Origin of the sequence: Bacteroides sp. L10-4, assembly GCF_013373675.1 — a bacterium.
Classification (GTDB): domain Bacteria; phylum Bacteroidota; class Bacteroidia; order Bacteroidales; family Bacteroidaceae; genus Bacteroides; species Bacteroides muris.
The window spans coordinates 32,253-54,357 of record NZ_JABXJH010000030.1 but is presented as its reverse complement, the minus strand read 5'-3'; the positions used below and the strand labels follow the sequence as shown (position 1 = coordinate 54,357).

At 46.2% G+C, this 22,105-nt stretch carries 20 protein-coding genes and 1 pseudogene; 8 read left to right on the top strand and 13 right to left on the bottom strand.

What is annotated here, in order from left to right; translation table 11 throughout:
- The first annotated feature begins 126 nt into the window (after positions 1-126).
- Positions 127-1,332, top strand: a complete 1,206-nt coding sequence (locus HU824_RS11070; RefSeq protein ID WP_176468868.1) for an ABC transporter permease — start codon at positions 127-129, stop codon at positions 1,330-1,332.
- Between the two features lie 230 nt (positions 1,333-1,562).
- Here the strand turns inward: HU824_RS11070 and HU824_RS19515 are convergent.
- The 3 genes and pseudogenes from HU824_RS19515 to HU824_RS11060 form a co-directional block, all read right to left on the bottom strand.
- Positions 1,563-1,907, bottom strand: a pseudogene (locus HU824_RS19515) (AraC family transcriptional regulator); the annotation flags it as partial.
- Between the two features lie 47 nt (positions 1,908-1,954).
- Positions 1,955-2,122, bottom strand: a complete 168-nt coding sequence (locus HU824_RS11065; RefSeq protein ID WP_168354345.1) for a hypothetical protein — start codon at positions 2,120-2,122, stop codon at positions 1,955-1,957.
- Positions 2,123-2,126: 4 nt separating this feature from the next.
- Positions 2,127-2,402, bottom strand: coding sequence for a putative quinol monooxygenase (locus HU824_RS11060; protein ID WP_136010904.1), 276 nt, complete (start codon positions 2,400-2,402; stop codon positions 2,127-2,129).
- 248 nt (positions 2,403-2,650) lie between these two features.
- Here HU824_RS11060 and HU824_RS11055 point away from each other — a divergent pair, with 248 nt between their 5' ends.
- On the top strand, positions 2,651-2,962 hold the full coding sequence (locus HU824_RS11055) for a hypothetical protein (RefSeq protein ID WP_136010905.1): 312 nt from the start codon (positions 2,651-2,653) through the stop codon (positions 2,960-2,962).
- 157 nt (positions 2,963-3,119) lie between these two features.
- Here HU824_RS11055 and HU824_RS11050 read toward each other — a convergent pair whose 3' ends face one another.
- Complete coding sequence (locus tag HU824_RS11050; protein ID WP_136010906.1) at positions 3,120-3,470, bottom strand: helix-turn-helix domain-containing protein; 351 nt, start codon at positions 3,468-3,470, stop codon at positions 3,120-3,122.
- Positions 3,471-3,566: 96 nt separating this feature from the next.
- Positions 3,567-4,292 (bottom strand): TIGR02757 family protein, encoded by a 726-nt coding sequence (locus HU824_RS11045; protein ID WP_176468867.1) that lies wholly within the window; start codon positions 4,290-4,292, stop codon positions 3,567-3,569.
- Positions 4,293-4,485: 193 nt separating this feature from the next.
- On the opposite strand from HU824_RS11045, the gene HU824_RS11040 reads away from it, so the two are divergent.
- Complete coding sequence (locus HU824_RS11040; RefSeq protein WP_176468872.1) at positions 4,486-5,343, top strand: GyrI-like domain-containing protein; 858 nt, start codon at positions 4,486-4,488, stop codon at positions 5,341-5,343.
- A gap of 45 nt (positions 5,344-5,388) precedes the next feature.
- On the opposite strand, the gene HU824_RS11035 is transcribed toward HU824_RS11040, so the two are convergent.
- Positions 5,389-5,577, bottom strand: coding sequence for a hypothetical protein (locus HU824_RS11035; protein ID WP_176468866.1), 189 nt, complete (start codon positions 5,575-5,577; stop codon positions 5,389-5,391).
- 80 nt (positions 5,578-5,657) lie between these two features.
- The gene (locus tag HU824_RS11030) at positions 5,658-6,671 is read right to left on the bottom strand and encodes an N-acetylmuramoyl-L-alanine amidase (RefSeq protein WP_176468865.1); all 1,014 of its coding nucleotides are present in this window, start codon (positions 6,669-6,671) and stop codon (positions 5,658-5,660) included.
- Positions 6,672-6,811: 140 nt separating this feature from the next.
- Here HU824_RS11030 and HU824_RS11025 point away from each other — a divergent pair, with 140 nt between their 5' ends.
- The gene (locus HU824_RS11025; protein ID WP_136010912.1) at positions 6,812-8,092 is read left to right on the top strand and encodes an O-acetylhomoserine aminocarboxypropyltransferase/cysteine synthase family protein; all 1,281 of its coding nucleotides are present in this window, start codon (positions 6,812-6,814) and stop codon (positions 8,090-8,092) included.
- A gap of 104 nt (positions 8,093-8,196) precedes the next feature.
- Here HU824_RS11025 and HU824_RS11020 read toward each other — a convergent pair whose 3' ends face one another.
- The gene (locus tag HU824_RS11020) at positions 8,197-10,701 is read right to left on the bottom strand and encodes a family 20 glycosylhydrolase (protein WP_176468864.1); all 2,505 of its coding nucleotides are present in this window, start codon (positions 10,699-10,701) and stop codon (positions 8,197-8,199) included.
- Positions 10,702-10,876: 175 nt separating this feature from the next.
- Between HU824_RS11020 and HU824_RS11015 the strand changes: the two genes are divergently transcribed.
- Positions 10,877-13,165, top strand: a complete 2,289-nt coding sequence (locus tag HU824_RS11015; protein WP_136010914.1) for an NADP-dependent malic enzyme — start codon at positions 10,877-10,879, stop codon at positions 13,163-13,165.
- 406 nt (positions 13,166-13,571) lie between these two features.
- Positions 13,572-14,909, top strand: coding sequence for an NADP-specific glutamate dehydrogenase (locus tag HU824_RS11010; RefSeq protein ID WP_176468863.1), 1,338 nt, complete (start codon positions 13,572-13,574; stop codon positions 14,907-14,909).
- 93 nt (positions 14,910-15,002) lie between these two features.
- Here HU824_RS11010 and HU824_RS11005 read toward each other — a convergent pair whose 3' ends face one another.
- Positions 15,003-16,181, bottom strand: coding sequence for an energy transducer TonB (locus tag HU824_RS11005; protein ID WP_176468862.1), 1,179 nt, complete (start codon positions 16,179-16,181; stop codon positions 15,003-15,005).
- Between the two features lie 112 nt (positions 16,182-16,293).
- On the opposite strand from HU824_RS11005, the gene HU824_RS11000 reads away from it, so the two are divergent.
- Entirely contained in the window at positions 16,294-16,476 is a 183-nt protein-coding gene (locus HU824_RS11000) for a hypothetical protein (RefSeq protein WP_044467943.1), read from the top strand.
- Between the two features lie 208 nt (positions 16,477-16,684).
- Here HU824_RS11000 and HU824_RS10995 read toward each other — a convergent pair whose 3' ends face one another.
- The 3 genes from HU824_RS10995 to HU824_RS10985 are packed head-to-tail and all read right to left on the bottom strand — an operon-like array spanning position 16,685 to position 18,850.
- Positions 16,685-17,173 carry an outer membrane beta-barrel protein gene (locus tag HU824_RS10995; RefSeq protein ID WP_136010918.1) on the bottom strand — a complete coding sequence of 163 codons (489 nt, stop codon included), beginning with the start codon at positions 17,171-17,173 and terminating at the stop codon, positions 16,685-16,687.
- 25 nt (positions 17,174-17,198) lie between these two features.
- A complete protein-coding gene (locus HU824_RS10990) occupies positions 17,199-17,420 on the bottom strand; it encodes a hypothetical protein (protein ID WP_176468861.1) in 222 nt (73 codons plus the stop codon).
- Complete coding sequence (locus tag HU824_RS10985) at positions 17,417-18,850, bottom strand: carbon starvation protein A (RefSeq protein ID WP_176468860.1); 1,434 nt, start codon at positions 18,848-18,850, stop codon at positions 17,417-17,419. The genes HU824_RS10990 and HU824_RS10985 overlap by 4 nt, the downstream gene beginning before the upstream one ends.
- 193 nt (positions 18,851-19,043) lie before the next feature.
- Between HU824_RS10985 and HU824_RS10980 the strand changes: the two genes are divergently transcribed.
- On the top strand, positions 19,044-20,507 hold the full coding sequence (locus tag HU824_RS10980) for a glycoside hydrolase family 10 protein (RefSeq protein WP_176468859.1): 1,464 nt from the start codon (positions 19,044-19,046) through the stop codon (positions 20,505-20,507).
- A gap of 99 nt (positions 20,508-20,606) precedes the next feature.
- On the opposite strand, the gene HU824_RS10975 is transcribed toward HU824_RS10980, so the two are convergent.
- Positions 20,607-22,100, bottom strand: a complete 1,494-nt coding sequence (locus HU824_RS10975) for a hypothetical protein (protein ID WP_176468858.1) — start codon at positions 22,098-22,100, stop codon at positions 20,607-20,609.
- Between the last annotated feature and the right edge of the window lie 5 nt (positions 22,101-22,105).

Below are 22,105 nucleotides of genomic sequence, written 5' to 3'. Positions count from 1 at the left end.
ATGTACTCCAACTCCACACGTTGTTTCTTGGTAAGTTTTACTTCTGTGATTCTCATAGCTGTATCTTACCTTGGTATTATGCAAAAACCGTGCCAACATATGTACATTAATTTTTAGTAGCTACTTATGAACCGACTTGTTTGGAAACTTCTTCGCCAGCACATCAGTATCGGACAGCTGGCCGGCTTTTTCCTCGCCAATCTTTTCGGCATGATGATTGTATTGTTGAGCGTACAATTCTATCGTGACGTCCTCCCCGTCTTTACGGAAGGAGATAGTTTCATGAAGAAGGATTATATCATAGTCACCAAAAAGATAAGTGCTCTCGGCAGCTTTGCCGGGAAAAGCAACACATTCTCCGAAGAGGAGATAAAGGAGCTGAAAGCCCAACCTTTTACTAAGGGAGTAGGCGCGTTCACTCCTTCCTTGTTCAAGGTTTCTGCCGGACTCGGCATGCAGGAAGCCGGTATCCGCTTATCAACAGAGATGTTTTTCGAGTCTGTACCCGACGGATATGTGGATGTCAGTCTGGACAAATGGCATTTTGACGAAGATAGCCGGATAATCCCCATCATCATTCCACGCAATTATCTGAACCTCTACAACTTTGGTTTTGCACAAAGCAGGAGCCTGCCGAAACTCTCCGAAGGCTTGATGAGTCTGGTACAGATGGACATCATGATGAGGGGCAACGGACGTGTGGAACAATACAAAGGCAACATTGTGGGATTCTCCAACCGGCTGAATACCATTCTCATCCCCCAATCCTTCATGGACTGGGCCAACAAGAACTTTGCACCGGAAAAAGAGGCCGAACCGTCCCGCCTTATTGTGGAAGTGAAGAATCCCACTGACACAGCCATCACAGATTATTTCCGACAGAAGAACTACGAAACCGAAGGCAACAACCTGGACGCAGGAAAGACAACCTATTTCCTACGCCTCATCACGGGCCTCGTCATGGGAGTAGGACTGTTCATCAGCATTCTGTCATTCTACATACTGATGCTGAGTATCTTCCTGCTTCTCCAAAAGAACACGGTAAAACTGGAAAACCTGCTGTTGATAGGATATAGCCCGACACGGGTAGCCACTCCTTATTATATACTGACAGTAGGGCTGAATGTACTGGTGCTGTTCCTCGCCATCGGTAGTGTGGTATGGGTACGCAGTTATTACATAGAAGTAGTCCGGAATCTCTTCCCGCAATTGGAAAGCGGGTCACTGCTTCCATGTATCCTGGCCGGCGGCCTGCTGTTTCTTGCAGTATCCATGCTGAACGTATTGGCAATACAACGGAAAGTCAGCAACCTCATCAGATTGAGAAGATAAAGCCAAGTTCGCCGGAACATGGTTCTGCCACACTGAGTACAAGTAAAAAAGTTCCTATAGATAAGTAATAAAATTCCGAAGAACAGATAGATAAGTTCCGAAGATTAGAACATTGTTTCTATCCCAAGCCTTGGGATAGAAATTTCAAGTGTTGGGATAGACATCCGCAACCTTGGGACGGACATCCCAACACTTGAAACAAGCTTTATCCGATTTCCTTTTCGCCCATTCCGCCGGTCTGTGGCTATGAAATGGACTCCATTGCCATCCGTTCCTACATACAGCATATTTTTGCCGTCGCTGGAAAGGGAAGAGATGATGTTACACCCCACCTCCACAAAATACTCAAATTCTCCGAAACGGGTGATATTGTTAAAAGCACACACATGCTTGCCGTCTTTTACATTATGATAGGATTTCACTTTTCTGTCAGACAATCGTAACGAATACAGTCCCTTCCCGGTTGCCATCCATAGCATTCCCTGCTCATCCAATGAAAGTCCGGTGACAACATTCGAAGCAGAAAGGGCATTTTTATCCAGTAATATTTACTCCAAGTTTCCTTTCTTTGATACCGGTGCCGGAAAACAAGAGTTCACACGGAAAGCATGGTTGCTCTTCATTACCGGATAACTCGATATACCGTACTCCCATAATAATCTGCGACGGAAGCTCTACTTTTATAATCCATAAACGTATATTGCCCTGCCGGCATCAGCACAATCTCGGCAATTCCGATGTCATAGAAATCAAGAGACTTGTCGGCTTTGGGTGCCTCTTCGGTGTGCACAGATTTAGAACTCGAATTTTTCCAACTTCATGGCAGCCAGTTTCTGTATTTTAGGCACCAGAGTCACAAAATGATCTGCTTTTTCATGGGCAGACAATGACTCTGCATCTTTCCATGTTTCACAAATCATAAGAACATCGCTGCGAGTTGCACTCTCAAACACATCGTAAGCAATGCATCCATTGTCCTTTAAGGAATATGCGACCAGTTCTTTGGCAGATTCCAATACTGCGGCACGGTTCTCCGCACTTACCTGAATAAAAACATTTAATCTAATCATACTTATATAAATTTTAAGTGTACTGCAAATGTAAACAGAATAAACCAAAACTGTGCAATTATTCCTCAAACATGTGGTCTCGTTTCCACACCTTTCCACACTCACAATAAATTAGCAAGTTTACAATTAAATCCTATCACACTGCATTACAACCACATACATCAAAACACATTTTTCTGGCATCCCCTTTGCATCATTCTTAGTATCAGAGATAACAAAATAATATATTCACCTAAAACTTAACGATTATGAAAAAAGTATTAGTAGCATTAGCAATGATTCTGGGAGTAGGCAGTTCTGTAGCATTCGCACAAGAAGCAAATGATTCTACTGTGGCAGTAGCCCAAGTTCCGCAGGATGATTTTGTAAAACTGAATCCGGCAGAGTTGCCGCAAGCCGTCATGCAGACGTTGACCAAAGAGCACCCGGAAACTTTGGTAAAGGAAGCCTACGTAAAGGGAAAAGACGAAGCCAAGGTTTACAAAGTAATTATTGCTGCCCAGGACGGAACGGAAACCACAGTTGTTTTAAACGAAAAAGGTGAAGCCGTAAAGGAATAAACTTATATCGGTAGCAGAAAGTTTCTTCATTACAGACTACACAGATTTTCACGGATCATTTTATTGAAAAAACAAGTATTTAAAATTAGTTCTGTGTCAATCTGTGTAATCCTGTGGTGAAAAGACTTTTGGTTCAATCTTTTTCCGTATCAAACACTCAGTCTTGCAAACTGCGCCTACTCAGAATATCGTCCATGTGCTTCAATGCCCATCCCACCAAAGATTCGATATGCGGCATCAGGCTACATCCGGTTTCCGTAAGATTATATTCCACGCGGGGAGGAACTTCCGCATAGACTTTCCTGACAATCAGTCCGTCCGTCTCCAATGAGCGCAATGTGACTGTCAGCATCCGTTGAGAAATATCCCCTATGGTTTTCTGTATATCGCAAAAGCGCATCGTTCCATTCGCTTTCAGTGTGACCAACACAAGCATTGTCCATTTGTCTCCCAACCTGCTCAGTACATCCCGTACCGGACAAGCATCCATACGATGAAAATTTTCCATTCTTTTATTTTACCAATCAGTTCAACCTCGGCTATGGCGGCTCTATGCTTAGAGTCCGGCATTGCACCACAAAAGTAATAAACTTACTCAAAAGAACTATCGTTTCATACGATAATTAATACTCCCGCTGACTCCGCTTCCAAACAAAGCAAAGTCCCCCAGACACGGATCATCCGGAAAGGCCTCCGCCAGAGCTTCAGTAATCCGACGGGCATTCTTCAAAGAAAATGTTTCCGTCTCGGTGAGTCCCAAGACGTATGCCACGCGGCAGACATGTGTGTCCAAAGGCACAATCAGGTCCCTGCAATCAAACCTCTCCCAAATACCAAAATCCACTTCCGGACCTTTCCTTATCATCCAGCGCAAAAACATGTTCAGTTTCTTCTGGGGACTCTTTGCCGAGACTTCCAGAAATGCACATAACCTTTCCATTGGATTACCGGCATACGTACATAAAGCATCCTCCAGACTGTCAAAAGCAGAATAGGCAGCATGCAAGCGCCTGAAATAGGAATGAAAGTCGGCATAAGAAAGCATCCGGTAAAAACTGCTTCTGTCCGCAGCAGAAAAGTCGTTCTTCCATTGGCAGGACAACACGTATTGATGAGGCGATGCCCCCATCAACCTATGCAACTCATCAGCCTTTTTCAATATCTGTTTACGGTTGCCGAAACTCATGATGGCAGTCAGCAACCCGCTGATTTCAATATCCTGCTTCCGTTCATAGCGATGTGGAAACTGTACGGGGTCGTTCTGAATGAAGCCGACGCAATGATAGGCCGCCGCCCACTCCCAAAGTTGTCTTTTAATCTCCTCGGTCATCTGCAAGCATTTGTTTTTTCATCTGAAATGCAAAGATATTGCAAATCGAATGCAAAACTTTCATGCTTGCACGAAAAAGTTGTGCCGGGATATAGCCTATCTTATTTAAAGATATTGCATTTATAGCAACATCGGACAAGTAACCTATTTCTTTTCCTCCTATTTTTGCAACATGAAAAAGCCCAATAGAGCCATGCAGCAGAAAAAGACAACCCAGGAGGAATACCAAAAGTGTGTGAACGCAGTAGTGGATTATATAAATCTGCACCTCGGAGAAGAAATTGACCTGAAATCTTTGGCCAGGATTTCCCATTTCTCTCCCTTCTACTTCCACCGCATCATGAAAGCTTTCCTGGGTGAACCCGTCGGTACGTTCATTGTCCGGACGCGTACCGAAGCCGCTGCCCGGTTGCTTCGTTACTCGGACATGCCGATAGCGGACATAGCCTACCGTATAGGCTACTCTTCGCCCTCGTCACTGTCAAAAGTATTCAAGCAGTTCTATGGCATTTCACCATTAGAGTATCGTAACAATAAAAACTTTGTAATTATGAAACCAGCCATTATTCGTCCGGAACTGGAACTGAAACACGAAATCAAAGAAGTTCCTGCCCGCAATGTGATTTACATCCGCCTCTTTGGCGACTATAAACTGAACGACTATTGCAGCGCATGGATGCGCCTTTGCCAGTTCATCCAAGAAGAAAAACTGCCTATGGGAGAAGTAATGCCCTACTGTATCTATCACGATGACCCCAAAGTGACACCAGCTGAAAAGCTGCGTACCGATGTATGTATGGTCCTGCCCTCATTTGCAACGGCCAAAGGAGACATAGGATTTAAACAGCTCGCGGCAGGCCGCTATGCCATATTCCTATACAAAGGTCCATACGAACATCTGCAGGCCGTATACGATACCATCTACGGGAAGTATATCCCCGAAATGGAATGTAACTTACGGGATGAGTCCAGTGCGGAACGTTACCTGAACAACCCCGCAGATACGGCGCCGGAGGAACTGTTGACAGAAATTTATATTCCGGTAGAATAGGCAAACTGTTCTGCCGGCGCCATCAGGCTTTCTTCCCGGAAGAGTTTAGGAGCCGGACAGCGAACAAGTATTCGTTCCGCCATGGAGTAAAAATCGTTCCACCGTGGTGGAACGATTTTTACTCCATGGCGGAACGGTTTTTATCTCATGATGGAACGAATAAATGTAAGCTCTGATAGCCGTAGCTATCGGTTTCCTGATATTCAATGAAAGCTTCACACCAATCAATGCCATCGGCATGGCGCTGATAACAACGGTTGTTACAGTCGTGGTGATACACGAAAAGAAAAAGGAAGAGCCATAGTTGATTGTGCCTATTTCGCTTTTTTATAATCCGCGATGAAACCCTCCATCATCCACTTGGACAAGGCTTGGCGGTTCGAACTGATTACAAAACGGCGCTGGTCAAAAGTGTTCTGGATATTTCCCAATTCCACGAATACGGAAGCGGGAGAAGTATTGGCTAACACATAAAGATTGCGTGCGCTGACGGTTCCGGTAAACCCACGGTTGGGCTGGTGCCTGTCATATTCCGATTCGAAAGTTTTCTTCATGGCCTTAGCCAGACGCTTGCTGTCGGGCCTGTTTTTGGAGTGGTAAAAGAACACATCGGTCTGATGGCTCTTGCTGCGACTGTCCACATGAAGAAAAATGGCACGGCAATATTTATAGTTCTTGCGGTCTTTCTTGTAAAGCTCATTGATTTTGGCACAACGCTGCCGGAGGCGCGCCACCTGATTCAAGGGTATGGAAGCTCCCATGCACGTCTCACGTTTACTGTTGGAAAGATACTTATCATCACGGATTCCGTCTTTGGCATCCTGGATAATGATACGGACTTCCGCCCCCTCTTGCATCAGGTTACGGGCAAGACGCAAAGCGATATCATAGGCATACTCGTCTTCATGCAGTTCTATTTTGCCGATTTTGCCGATGGCTCCGGGGTCGGGACCTCCATGCCCGCTCACTACATAAAAACAAGCACCCTGCAAACGGCCGGATGTCACTTTTACATCGGCAAGTGCTTTCCCGAACAAAGGTTCATTGATTGTTTTCTTCCCATTACCGGCCGGTTTTGATAATGGAGGCAGTACATACTTCACTCCCAGTCGCAACTCTTCCTTTCCTTTAAGAATTTTCTCGTTCAGCTCCAGAAAATCCTTATAATAGGCTCTCCCCGGGCGGTTGTTACGTTCCAGGAAGGCAGAGATTCCTTCTCCATGTCTCGGACTGTCCCGCTCTTCCTGAGCCGAAGCATTAAAAACACACAAAGTGCAAAATAGGATGAGTAAACAAAGTATGCGTTTCATATTCCAATTATTCATCATTCATTTGGTTCGCGGCAATCTTCCAGCCGCTAATTTATGGCATTTTACCATACTTAAGCACAAAATTATAATTTTTTCCCTACTTTTGCGACAACTTACGCGATAATAATAGATAAGAAACTTTTAAAACAGATAACATTATGGCAAAGCAATTCAAACCGGAGACGCTGTGCGTACAAGCCGGATGGACTCCTAAAAAGGGCGAGCCTCGTGTACTCCCCATCTATCAAAGTACAACTTTCAAATATGATACCAGCGAACAAATGGCACGCCTGTTCGACCTTGAAGACAGCGGTTATTTTTATACCCGCCTGCAGAATCCTACGAACGATGCAGTGGCCGCCAAGATTGCTGCCCTCGAAGGTGGTGTGGCCGCCATACTGACATCCAGCGGACAAGCCGCCAACTTCTATGCCATTTTCAATATCTGTCAGGCAGGAGACCATTTTGTTTGCTCCTCTACCATCTATGGCGGAACATTCAACCTCTTCGGAGTGACTTTGAAGAAATTGGGCATCGACGTCACTTTCGTCAACCCGGATGCCAGCGAGGAAGAGATTTCCGCTGCTTTCCGCCCCAATACCAAGGCCCTGTTCGGCGAAACCATCTCCAACCCTACGCTCGAAGTGCTCGATATTGAAAAGTTTGCCCGCATAGCCCACAGCCACGGTGTGCCCTTGATTGTGGACAACACCTTCCCTACCCCCATCAACTGCCGCCCGTTTGAGTGGGGTGCCGACATCGTAGTACACTCTACCACCAAATACATGGACGGACACGCTACCAGTGTAGGTGGAGCCATTGTGGATAGTGGCAACTTCGATTGGGATGCCCACGCCGACAAATTCCCCGGGCTGTGTACCCCGGATGAGTCTTACCACGGGCTGACTTACACAAAAGCTTTCGGCAAAATGGCTTATATCACCAAAGCTACCGCCCAACTGATGCGCGACCTGGGCAGCATCCAGTCTCCACAAAACGCATTCCTGCTGAACCTGGGTCTGGAAACACTACACCTGCGCATGCCCCAACATTGCAAAAACGCACAAACGGTAGCCGAGTATCTTGCCCAAAACGCCAAAGTGGCTTGGGTGAATTATTGTGGTCTGCCGGGCGACAAATACTACGAGCAGGCACAGAAGTACATGCCGAACGGCTCTTGCGGAGTTGTCACCTTCGGCTTGAAGGGCGGACGGGAAGAGTCTATCAAGTTTATGGATTCACTGAAACTGGCGGCCATCGTGACTCATGTGGCCGATGCACGTACTTGTGTACTGCATCCGGCCAGCCATACACACCGCCAGTTGACGGACGAACAATTGATGGAAGCAGGTGTACGCCCCGACCTGATTCGCTTCTCGGTAGGTATAGAAAATGCAGAGGATATTATTGCGGATATAGAACAAGCGCTGAATGCTTGACAAGGTATAGAGATTATTCAAAACTTTCTTAATATTCTTTTAGGCGCGGATTTCACGGATTCAGTTCATTACATCCGCGTATTCCGCGCCTAATATCACAACAACTATTTTACCTGCCACGTTATCGGCAAGCTTTCCTTTCCTTGATAGAATGTCTTTGCCTTTACCACCGAAGCATCACATTTTAACGGCTCCTTCCACAAAGCCGATTGGGTAGTAGGCTCCGAGCCATCAGTAGTGTAACGTACTTCAGCACCATCAATGGCCACATTAGCATACAGATTTCCCTCTTTTGCCCATAATCCCGGCTGGGGCAAGCGGAAGTTAATCCCATTCTTTGCCCAATAAGGCATTTCGCTCCGACTGATTTTCTCATAATAAAGTGCCAAAGCTTGATTGAAAGCCTGCTGCTCTTGTGTGCCGGATAAATTTTCCCATGCCGGATGAGCATTCCAGCCACGCTCTGCCAGCCCTAATATTTTTGGGAAAAGAAGATATTCCACACCCTCAAAACTACGGATGGTTTCGGCAAACAATTGTCCTTGTACACCCATAATATGCTTCTTGCCTATACCCGTCAAGGCAGTCTTCCCCTTCTCTGCATTATTCAAATCAATGGGATTGCCTGCCATATCCACACGCAATGAACGATAAATGCTGAAAGGAAGCATAGAGAAAGAGACAGACTCATCCACATAACCTCCCCAATCGAGTCCACGCTCGTCCGGATGACCATTGTAAGCCATATCCATATAGAAATTGCCCACGTTGCAAAGGATGACCGGATAACCGTTATTGGCTGTCTGATAAACCACTTCATCAGAGCCCGGTACAGTATTCCAGCAATACACACCGGCCGCCTGGTTCCTCAACTGTTGATGAGCCTCTTCGGTATGACCCAAAGCAACTTCCTGCCAACCACTGAATTTCAGTCCGTTCTTCTGCATCACATCCGCCATTTGCGTAATGAAATACTCCGACAAATCATGAGCTTTCGTCATGCCTTTTTCCTTCATCAGTTCCTGACATTTGGGGGAGCCCATCCACACGCCGCGAGGCACTTCGTCACCACCCAGATGCACTGTGTACAGTGAAAGACCGGCTTCCTGATACATCGCATTAAGTTCCTGAATCACCTTCTCCATAAAACGGTAAGTAGAAGGCAAGGCAACATTCATCACATTGTCCGTATAATATTGTACAGAAACATAACGTGAAGTATCTTCCGGTTCACTCAACATATATTCTGTAGCTTTCCCCGAATCGGTTTCAAAATATTTGTTATAGCGTGCCTTCATGGAGACAATGGCAGCGCGGGCGTGCCCCGGAGATTCTATTTCCGGAACAATGCGGACATGTCTTTCGGCAGCATACTTCAGCAAATCAATAAATTCCTCGTGGCTATAATATCCATTGCCTACAGTCTTTGCATCAGGGTCATAGCCACCGTCATAACATGGGTAGAGGCACTGACTCTCGTCAGTGGTATGCCCGCGACGACTACCCACAGCAGTCAGTTCCTCCAAACCGGGAATCTCCAAACGCCAGGCTTCATCATCACAAAAATGGAAATGCAGGACATTCAATTTATAAGATGCAAAAACATCCACCAGTTTCTTCAAGTTCTCCGGCGCGGTGAAATTACGGGCTATATCTATCATTTGTCCGCGATATGCCAAGTCCGGATAATCCCGGATGGAAACTGCCTCCAGCAGATAAGGTTTCTTCTTGTCCTTCAACATTGACAAAAGTGTCTGTGTGCCATTGAAGACGCCATGAGGAGTGGCAGCACTGATTTTTATCAGGTTGCCGCCCATATTTATAGTATAATATTCATCGTTTACGGCCTCCTTCCTATCAGGCAGTTCTTCCAACACAATCTTCACGGAAGCATTTTCGGCAACTTCCAAACCATACAAACCAGTCAGTTTCTCTTTCAACAACTTGGCTTCACCGGCAAAGTTCTCCGGGAATACCAAAGCTACCTTACCTTCCAATACGACATTATCGCCTTCAATGGCTATCGCTTTCTTCACCGACGGAAGAATATCCGACTGCATCAAAGCAGGAGCACCAGCCAAGCGAAGATTTGATTCATAAATCTTAGTCGCATCCGGATAGCCGCTCATTGACTCGGGAGAAGGAAGCGGCAGCGCCTTCAAAGCTACAGGCAACGGACTGCCCTCTTCACCATCCACTGTCTCTACCCAATAAGTTCCTTCCGGTACATGGGAGTTCCGGTCTAGCTTGTAAGTACAAAGGAAAGTAATCCGCATGGAATCACCGGGAGCCAGCGGAACAAATTCATCTGTCGGATACATTTTGAAAAAATTACCGTTCACCACCTCTACCTTCACTTCAGAGGCTCCCTCCTGCTTCACCTTGCGGGGAAGCTGTGAATAGTAAATTGTCCAGTTCTTTTTTAGAGGTTTTTGAGAGATATTCTTGAGAATAAAGGTATTCTCATAATATCCGGGGACGATGTCACTTGCACCCATTTCCCAGGTCAGAGCAACCGGTACCTCTGGTTCATTACTCGTTTTACATCCAGCCAATAGTACCATTATACAAAATAACAATCCTGCCAGAGGAAGTTTCAAAATTCTCATGCAACTCATGTGTTAAGTTAATAAATGGAGGTAATTTCTAAAATCTGATGCCAAAAATAAGCATTTTAAGCTAATTAACTGATAAAAGTAATAGTTTTTTTTGACAGCAAGCTTCAATTTAGAACTATTATGCCTACATTTGCAGCCAAATTATAACCAATTTAACTATTCTACCATGGCAAAAATAACCAAAGAAGCAGCCTTGCTTTACCATTCGCAAGGCAAACCGGGTAAGATTGAAGTAATACCTACCAAGCCTTACAGTACACAAACCGACCTTTCTCTCGCCTATTCTCCGGGCGTTGCAGAGCCGTGCCTCGAAATCGAGAAAAACCCGCAGGACGCATATAAATACACAGCTAAAGGTAATCTTGTTGCGGTTATTTCCAACGGTACCGCCGTACTTGGGCTGGGCGATATAGGCGCCATGGCAGGCAAGCCGGTCATGGAAGGCAAAGGACTGCTGTTCAAAATCTACGGAGGCATCGACGTCTTCGACATTGAAGTCAACGAAAAAAACGTGGACAAATTCGTGGAAGCCGTAAAAGCTATTGCCCCCACTTTCGGCGGCATCAACTTGGAAGACATCAAAGCTCCCGAATGCTTTGAGATAGAACGCCGCTTGAAAGAAGAGTTGGACATTCCCGTGATGCACGATGACCAGCATGGCACAGCCATCATCTCCAGCGCAGGCTTGTTGAACGCTCTGGATGTAGCAGGCAAGAAAATAGAAGACGTAAAGATTGTCGTGAACGGAGCCGGCGCTGCCGCCATTTCATGTACAAAACTGTATGAGTCTCTGGGTGCCACGCACGAGAACATTGTGATGCTGGACTCCAAGGGAGTAATCAGCAGCGACCGTGAAGGGCTGAATGAGACCAAACGTTACTTTGCCACCGACCGCCGCGACATCCACACACTGGAAGAAGCGGTTCGCAATGCCGATGTATTCCTCGGTCTTTCCAAAGGCAACGTTTTGACACAAGACATGATACGGAGCATGGCCGATACACCTATTGTCTTTGCCCTTGCCAACCCCGTGCCCGAAATCTCTTACGAAGACGCCATGGCTGCCCGCCCCGATGTATTAATGTCTACCGGGCGAAGCGACTATCCCAATCAAATAAACAACGTTATCGGATTCCCTTATATCTTCCGTGGCGCATTGGATGTAGCCGCCAAAGCCATCAACGAAGATATGAAGCTGGCCGCTGTGCATGCCATCGCAGATTTGGCCAAACAACCCGTACCCGACGTAGTAAACGAAGTCTATCACGTGAATAACTTCACTTTCGGTCCCGACTATTTCATCCCGAAACCCGTCGACCCACGCCTCATCACTGAAGTATCTATGGCAGTGGCAAAGGCAGCTATAGAAAGCGGAGTGGCACGCAACCCCATAACCGATTGGGAAGCTTATCGCCAACACCTGAAAGAACTGATGGGACAAGAAAGTAAACTGACCCGCCAACTCTATGATACAGCCCGCCGTAACCCGCAACGTGTGGTATTTGCCGAAGGTATCCACCCCAATATGCTAAAAGCAGCTGTGGAGGCAAAAGCAGAAGGTATCTGCCATCCCATTATATTGGGCAACGACGAAGCCATCGAAAAGCTGGCAAAAGAACTCGACCTCAGCCTCGAAGGTATTGAAATCGTAAATCTGCGTCATCCGGATGAAGCACCGCGCCGTGAACGCTATGCCCGCATTCTTGTCGAAAAGCGTGCCCGCGAAGGCGCCACATACGAAGAAGCCAATGACAAAATGTTCGAACGCAACTACTTCGGTATGATGATGGTGGAGACGGGTGAAGCAGATGCTTTCATCACAGGCCTCTACACCAAATACAGCAATACCATCAAGGTTGCCAAGGAAGTCATTGGCATCCGTCCGGAATACAAGCATTTCGGCACCATGCACATTCTGAACTCCAAGAAAGGCACATACTTCCTGGCCGACACGTTGATTAACCGTCATCCCAATGCCGAAACGTTGATTGACATCGCCAAGCTGTCGGAACACACAGTCCGCTTCTTCAATCATACCCCGATAATGGCCATGTTGAGCTACTCTAACTTCGGTGCTGATAAAGAAGGAAGTCCGGTAAGCGTACACGAAGCCGTGGATTATATGCAGCAGAACTATCCCGACCTTGCCATTGACGGAGAAATGCAAGTGAATTTCGCCATGAACCGCAAAATGCGTGATGCCAAGTATCCGTTTACACGCTTGAAAGGAAAAGACGTAAATACACTGATTTTCCCGAACTTGAGTTCTGCAAACTCTGCTTACAAGCTGTTGCAGGCAATGGATACGGACTCCGAACTGATTGGTCCCATCCAAATGGGACTGAACAAGCCTATCCACTTTACCGATTTTGAGAGCTCCGTGCGAGATATCGTTAACATCACCGCAGTGGCAGTTATCGATGCTATCGTAGACAAAAAGAAAGCAGCCAAATGAGACGGCCGTTATCAAAATTCCAAATAGTTTGCATTATGTTGCTTTGGGCAGCACTTTGCTACATCGTTTTGATATCTGCCGAACGAATTGACGGTCCAATTCTCCTAACACTTGCCATTTCGGCGGCTTTAGTATTTATTCCCGTCATAAAGTCTCTAAAAAGAGGATAAATAATATCTTTTTATTCAATTTTGCGGTATAAAACAATAAATTTGACGTTTTATACCGCATTTTATTTATAAATTGTTTGCCCATTTCATTTTTATGTATACTTTTGCAACCGCAATAAAGCAATGGGATAATATACTAATGTGGTATGACATACCAATGTAATCATAGCGCAGAAATTAGCATATTAACATATTGGCACATTAAAGCAATAAGTAACCAATAAAAGAAATAGATTATGAATGCAGCTAAGGTATTAGAAGACCTGAAAAGACGGTTCCCCAATGAACCGGAGTATCATCAAGCAGTAGAAGAAGTTCTCTCTACTATTGAAGAAGAGTACAACAAACATCCGGAGTTTGACAAAGCCAATCTGATTGAACGTCTTTGCATCCCCGATCGCGTTTACCAATTCCGTGTTACTTGGGTAGACGATAAAGGTAACGTACAAACCAACATGGGCTATCGTGTACAGCACAACAATGCCATCGGCCCATATAAAGGCGGTGTTCGTTTCCATGCTTCTGTGAACCTGAGCATCCTGAAGTTCCTTGCTTTTGAGCAGACATTTAAAAACTCATTGACAACTCTGCCTATGGGTGGCGGTAAAGGTGGTTCGGACTTCTCTCCACGCGGCAAGTCCAATGCCGAGGTTATGCGTTTCGTTCAGGCTTTCATGCTGGAGCTGTGGCGTCATATCGGTCCTGAGACAGACGTACCTGCCGGTGATATCGGTGTAGGTGGTCGCGAAGTAGGTTTCATGTTCGGCATGTATAAGAAGCTGGCTCATGAATTCACCGGTACTTTCACTGGCAAAGGCCGTGAATTCGGTGGTTCGCTGATTCGTCCGGAAGCTACGGGGTACGGTAACATTTACTTCTTGATGGAAATGTTGAAGACTAGGGGTACTGACCTGAAAGGCAAGACTTGCCTGATCTCCGGTTCCGGCAACGTAGCTCAATATACGGCCGAGAAAGTATTGGAATTGGGAGGTAAAGTATTGACCATGTCTGATTCTGACGGTTACATATACGATCCGGACGGTATTGACCGCGAGAAGTTGGATTACATCATGGAGCTGAAAAACCTCTACCGTGGACGTATCCGCGAGTATGCCGAACAATATCCGGGTGTCAAGTATGTAGAAGGTGCCAAACCTTGGGGTGAAAAAGCAGACATCGCTTTGCCCTCTGCCACTCAAAATGAATTGAACGGTGACCACGCCCGTCAGTTGATAGCCAATGGTGTAATAGCAGTGTCCGAAGGCGCCAACATGCCTTCCACTCCGGAAGCCATCAAAGTATTCCAAGATGCAAAAATTTTGTATGCTCCGGGTAAGGCAGCCAACGCCGGCGGTGTATCAGTATCCGGTCTCGAAATGACTCAGAACTCCATCAAGCTGAGCTGGAGTGCAGAGGAAGTGGACGAGAAACTGAAGAGCATTATGAAGAACATTCACGAAGCTTGCGTACAATACGGCACAGAAGCCGACGGTTATGTAAATTACGTGAAGGGTGCCAATGTGGCCGGATTTATGAAGGTGGCAAAGGCTATGATGGCACAAGGGATTTTGTAAAAACTAAAGCCATAGTTATTATGAAGAAAGGCGAAGAGAGTTGCAAACCTCTTCGCCTTTCTTCATAATAGTAACTTAATCTTACCGGTGCTACTACTCCAATTTAAAAGTAACCGGAAAAGTAAATTCCACCTTCACGGCTTTACCCTGCTGCATCCCCGGTTTCCATTGTGGCATCAATCCTACAATCCGTAATGCTTCCTCATCCAAGGCAGGATACCTGCTGCGCATAATAACGGGGTCCGTCACACGACCATTCTCGTCAATCACCACGCTGACAGCAACTCTTCCCTGAATGCCATTCTTACGGGCTTCTTCCGGATAACGGATATTCTTTTGAATAAAATCCATTAAGGCTTTCATACCTCCCGGAAACTCGGGCATCACTTCCACTACTTTATAGACCGGTTCCTCCATTGGCTCTTCCGTTATCAATTGTGGGCTTCCGCCCTTCCCTGCATCCGAAATATAAGGGGGAAGAGATGTCTTTTCCGCCGTTCTCCATTCTTCCTCATTGTCCGTCAATCTGAACTCAGCCATCATCAAGACAGGTTTCCTCCTGATGGTTATCTCATAAAAGTAACGGTAGCGTCCCGGCTTGTTGGGATGCACATCCGGATAAAGAGAGGCTTTCATAACCCTTTCCTCCCCATCCCGCAGCACATAGGCGATGTCCCAAAAGGCAGCGTTTATCGGCAATTCCCGCCAGGTACCTTTTTCGTCTTCGAACGTCAGGTAGTAATGCTCGCCGCAGGTCAAATCTCCGCCACTGTGATTGCTGAGGATGAATGTCGCATGAGGCGCTTTCGTTGAAAAGACTGGATATTCGGGACGGATATGGATGCCACGAATATGATTCCTGCCTACTCTCTCGTTGATGACGGGGACTTCTACACCATGAAAACAGAAAACGGGGGAGTCCATTATCTCCTCCCGGAACTCTTTCCGTTTTTCAGGAGTATTCACAATCAAATCTATATCTATGCAATGCATCCCCACCCCATATCCGGTCACATTCCTCTGAATGTGTGTATATGGTGTATTATTCAATCTTTTTCTCAGTTCTTCGTGAATGGCAAGCAATTGTCTTTGCAAGTAGTCACCATCATCCGCAATCCCTATCTTGAGGCTATCGCTCACTGATTTTTCCTGCAACCGTCGATCTAACCCTACCGTATCTACAGAATCTTCAGGCATTTCTACGCGTTCCGTCTTATTCATCTTGCAGGATGAAAGGCAACAAAGCAATAGGAGAAAACAAACTCTGTTCATAGCATTTTGTATTTCAAGTCCATAGCATCAAATATACTCATTTTCGCAATCATAATCAAAAATAGAACCCCTAATCTCATAAGACTATATTAGGAATACATGTAATAACGGTATGAGAATAGAAAAGATTACGGCTAAAAGACACTGCATCGCCACTGCAAAGTCACTGCATTCCTTTTGCAGTGCTGCTGCACGCCCATTGCAGTACGACTGCAACCGTATTGCAGAGCTACTGCAAGCCTCATGCAGTGACACTGCAAAAAGCGTGCAGAACTTTGCAGTAGGAAAGAACTGATAACTAAGATAATAGCGCCAACGAAAGAAGTATGCAGTACAATTGAAATGGAAACGAAATGGGCGTGACAGATAAGTGTAACGATTCTTATCTATCACGCCTATCTATCACGCGGTAAGGTATTTGTAATCAATAGAATATACCCCTCCGCGTGATAGCATGACAGATGTTTTGCAAAAACAAGCTCTGTAGTAGTAGCAAAATGAGATTAGAAATAGAACCCGAAACCTACTTTCAAACCGAATTTAGAACGGTCGTCATTAATGTTCCAGTAAGCGGCAGGCTCAATGGTTACCGTACGTGTCAGGAAAAACGCATAACCGGCTTCCAGACCGAAAGAGAACTTGGTATCATCCAAATCGTGTCCCCAATCCCAACGGTCTACATTGACATCGGCACCCAGATACACGCCAATCTTGTCGAAATAATAACGTCCGCCTACACCCAGCGTATAGACATCGAGGTCAGATCCTCCGGTGTTCCAAGCAACTCCTGCATGCACCAGCAAGGCGATGTTGTCGAGTAGGAAAGCACCTCCCTTAGCCTCAAGCCCAAAACTTGTCTTGTCGGTTCCCGTGTCATGAGAGAGTTCTAACCCTGTGATGGATGGATTCAAAATCCACTTACCCTTTTCAAACTGTGCCTGAGCTGCCACTGTGACAACAAGCAAGCAAACGAATAATGCCAGTTTCTTCATCTTGTTCTGTTTTTTAAGTGAATAATCAATGTTGTTTATTGTCTTCTTCGAATCGTTTGCGTTGCAGTGCCTCCTTCTTGCGAAGTACCAGCCACAACACAAATACAATGAGGTACGAAGCAGCTACAGTAACATACTTCTCCGTATTACTGATTTCCGTATTACGGGGAAGAAAATAGGCGGCAGTAGCAGAAACGTAAATAAGCAGGGCCAGCGTAAGCCCGGTAGATTTCCTTATTCTCTTCATTTCCAAAGTTTTTTAGTTGTCTTGAAATACCAGATATTAAACCAAAGAGCAGCCAGTGCAGCAGTTATCAAGGCTATGCTCAGTGCACTATCGGGACCGAGCCCGAAGCCTTCGGGAGCAATGCAGATGTAAGAGCCACACACGGCTGTCATGAACAATGCCGGAAAATAGGTTACGTAATAACAATGCCCTTTCTTCTCGCGCACCAGATAAACGGTAATTGCCCACAAGGTAAAAACAGACAAAGTCTGGTTGGCCCAGGCAAAATAGCGCCAAATCATATCAAAGCCATCCTTGTCGCGCAAGCTATAGAGCAACAGCCCGATGGACGCCAGAAACATCGGTATGCAAATATACAAACGATGACGTATGGATTTCTGCTCCATTCCCAAGAAGTCGGCCACGATGAGACGTGCCGAGCGGAAAGCCGTATCACCACTGGTAATAGGAGCGGCAATGACACCCAGAATAGCCAACACTCCGCCTACGATGCCCAGCCAGTCTTTTGTAATGGCATCTACAATAATGGAGGCATTCGTCTCTTCCATACCATTCTGATGGAAAAAGCAAGTGGCGGCAGCGGCCCAAATCAAAGCTACAATGCCTTCGGTTATCATGGCTCCGTAGAAAACGGGGCGTCCGTAATGTTCACTTGTCATGCAGCGTGCCATGAGAGGACTTTGAGTGGCATGAAAACCACTGATTGCACCACAAGCTATACTGACAAACATAATAGGGAAGATAGGCAACAGGGCAGCATCGGGATGCGTGTTCTGCAATCCGTCCCATATCTCCGGCAATGCGGGATGGTTGACGTAAAGCATTACCAGAATACCGACAGCCATAAACAGCAAGGCTATGGCAAACAACGGATATATCTTGCCGATAATTTTATCTACCGGCAACAATGTAGCAAGAATATAATAAGCAAATACTACAATAATCCAGAAAGCGGTGTCCAGACTTTCGGGAGTCAGCTTGGCAAGCAGTCCGGCAGGGCCTGCCACGAATACCGCCCCTACCAATATCATCAGGATAACAGTAAAGCCACGCATCACCTGCTTAGTGGTCAACCCCAAATAACGTCCGATGATTTCAGGAAGGCTCTCTCCTCCATGACGCAGTGAAAGCATACCGGCAAGATAATCGTGCACGGCACCGGCAAAGATACTGCCAAGTACAATCCACAGATAGGATGCCGTGCCGAACTTGGCTCCCATGATGGCACCGAAGATAGGTCCCAGTCCGGCTATATTGAGAAACTGTATCATGAAAATCTTCCAGATAGGCAGCGGAATGTAATCCACACCATCGGCTCTTGTAAGGGCAGGTGTTTTGCGGTTGTCGGGACCAAAGACGCGTTCCATAAAGCGTCCGTAGAGAAAATAGCCGGCTATCAACGCCAGCAGGCAAAGCGTAAATGTAATCATGGCATGTTCATGTTTTTAATTTCGCAAATGTAACTGTTTCCAAGTAAACAGCACAAAATAATCGGGTGTTTTGCTTATCTTCGCCGAGAAAATGTATACTAAATAAGAAATTATGTACTTTCCTATCCTCCATCCGAGCTTCATGATATCTTCGTATCCGCTCCGTACCAAGTCTGCCCATCACACGCAACTTATGAAACGGGCATTTTTTATCTTACTGTATATAGCCGTCTTGCTGCCGCTTGCCGCACAACCGCGCAAACATGAAGTGCGCGCCGCCTGGATAACCGCCGTTTATGGACTGGACTGGCCTCAGACGCGTGCCACTTCGCCCGAAGGCATCCGCAAGCAGAAAGCCGAACTGACTGAAATACTGGACAGACTGAAAGCTGCCAATTTCAACACCGTATTGTTCCAGACCCGTACACGGGGAGATGTCCTCTATAAATCATCCATCGAGCCCTACAACTCCATACTAACCGGAAAGGTGGGCGGAGACCCCGGTTACGACCCGCTGGCTTTTGCCGTAGCCGAATGCCACAAGCGCGGCATGGAATGCCATGCCTGGATGGTAACGATTCCGTTGGGCAACAGCAAGCATGTGGCTGCCCTTGGCAAAGAATCGGTCACCAAGAAGAAACGCGCTATCTGCGTGCCCTACAAACGCGAGTACTTCCTGAACCCCGGACACCCGCAAACCAAGGAATATCTGATGAGCCTTGTCCGCGAAGTGGTGGAACGCTATGATATAGACGGTGTGCACTTCGACTACCTGCGCTATCCGGAAAACGCCCCCCGCTTTCCCGACAGCTACGACTACCGCAAGTATAGCAAAGGACGCAGCCTTGCCCAATGGCGCCGGGATAACCTGACGGAAATAATGCGCTATATATATAAAGGTGTAAAAGCAATGAAACCCTGGGTAAAGGTCAGCACCTGCCCGGTAGGAAAATACAAAGACACTTCCCGCTATCCGTCGCGTGGCTGGAATGCCTTCCACACCGTCTATCAGGACGTGCAGGGTTGGCTGGGCGAGGGTATCCAGGACCAGATTTATCCGATGCTCTATTTCCGTGGCAACCACTTCTACCCTTTTGCCCTCGACTGGCAGGAACAAAGCAACGGACGCCAAATCATCCCCGGTCTGGGCATCTACTTCCTCGACCCCGGTGAGGGGAACTGGACGCTGGACGAGATTGAGCGGCAGATGTACTTTATCCGTGCACAAGGTCTGGCAGGCGAGGCGCACTATCGGGTGAAGTATCTGATGGACAACACGCAAGGGCTTTATGGTGCGCTGGAAGAAGACTTCTATACCGCCCCTGCCCTGCATCCCGCCATGCCGTGGATAGACAATGTAGCCCCTACACCTCCCGCCGGACTCACAGTAACAGCACCGGAAAACGGCTATTGGAAACTAAGCTGGCAACCCGCCACGGACAATGACAAGCGGAATGCCCCGATGTATGTAGTCTACGGTTCGGACACCTATCCCGTAGATACCTCCAATCCGGAGAATATCCTGGCACAACGAGTGCAAGGCACGGAATACACCTATGCCCCCATCCGTCCTTGGATGGCACGGAAGTACTTTGCCGTGACAGCGATAGACCGCTGCGGAAATGAGAGTGAGGCGTGCCAGTCGGGAAATCGGTAAAAAGAAAGTACTCTCTACCGGTTCATCTAAGAAAACGTTCTATATTAACAGAATCGTCCATTGCCATGATATGTGGATTAATAAAACGTTTCACAAAGATTATTCCAGCAATATTATTTTTGCTTTGGCGTTATCCATTTTAGGCATTGTAGCACCCACAGGTGCACCAATATAGGTAGGGTCGCATATAACGTAACGTTTACCGTTCATTGCGACGTAATCACCGGTTATATTCTCTGTAAATTGTACAGCGGTAGCCAAATGCCCCGGATAATAAATCAGTACGACTTCCAGTCCTAACAAATCGCGCACCAATCGCGAAAATAGTATAGACCGATCCTCACAATCACAATAGGGATAATAAAGAGTCTCGTCGGCAAAGAATGCTCTGTCTCCACCCCATACTTTGTCGTCATATTCATAGACAAATGCCGTTTGTACAAAGTTAAGTATCCGATTTACAGCTTCTGACTGCGTCTTTCCTGCTATTGCTTTTTTCAGACTGGGATACAAAGAGTTTTTAGCCTGCTTACTTAACGGCGTGTTTGCATACATAGCCCACCGAGTTCCGAAATCTTCGTTTATCATTGACGTGGGATAGGTATCAAAGAATTTCACCAGATTTTCATTAGTATTTACTGTAACTATCATTTCAGGGTAACGCTTGGATTGCAGGGAGCGTTGAGCCGAAATTCGTACGGCCAATAGCGGTTCTGTTGGAATCTGCAATGAGAGCGGAGTTTCTTTCGGGAAAGCGACCTGACATATACGCAATTGTTTTTGGTCACAATCCAATGGATAAAAGCTTTCTCCATCAATTCTCCAATAATTTTTATCATATATCTCATGGTTACTTGCATACAATAAATACAGCCGGTTTCCAGCACTTGCCAACCGCATCTTATATCCCGACTGGCAATAAAGGAAAGCAGTGAACAAAACGGCTTCATTGGAACCCGATTTAAAGAAACTATAGGACAAATCGCGCAGCATCAACAGATAAGCCCAATCGCATAACCTGTTTTGGGAACGTATTCCAAGGCAATCATTTATAACATTGTTATAAGCCGTACCTGACAGTTTGTTCCAAATTGTCGCTATCTCATTTTCATTACAACTGCGCAAAGTGAAACGATGCTTGTCTTCCAACCGTACTTTCAGCGAAGTGTTGAAGAACTTAAAAGCGTAGTATGATTCAACCGGCGGTTTCGGAGTTTCCTCAATAGGTACAACCGGTTCAGGTTGAGGCTCCGGCTTAACAATCGGAATTATTTCATCAAAAGGTTTCGGAGTGTCTTTTATTGGCTTATCCTTGTCTTCGTCGGGATAAACCACCGGTGGGACAGGTTTGTCTTCATCAGGCACAGGTATGCCCTGGAAAGCATTAAATTCCTTCCATGTCTTTTTTAGCAATGAAGCGTATTCTTCATTAATCTTGTTCCTGAAGTCTTCAAACTCTTTGTTCCGTGTATCCCTGAATGAAGCGTAGTCACCTTCAAGTTTCTTCTTGAATTCCTCGAACGTATTTTGTGCCTTGATGCCCAAAGGCATCAAGACACAAAAAAGTACTAAATAAATAATTTTATTTACCATAACAC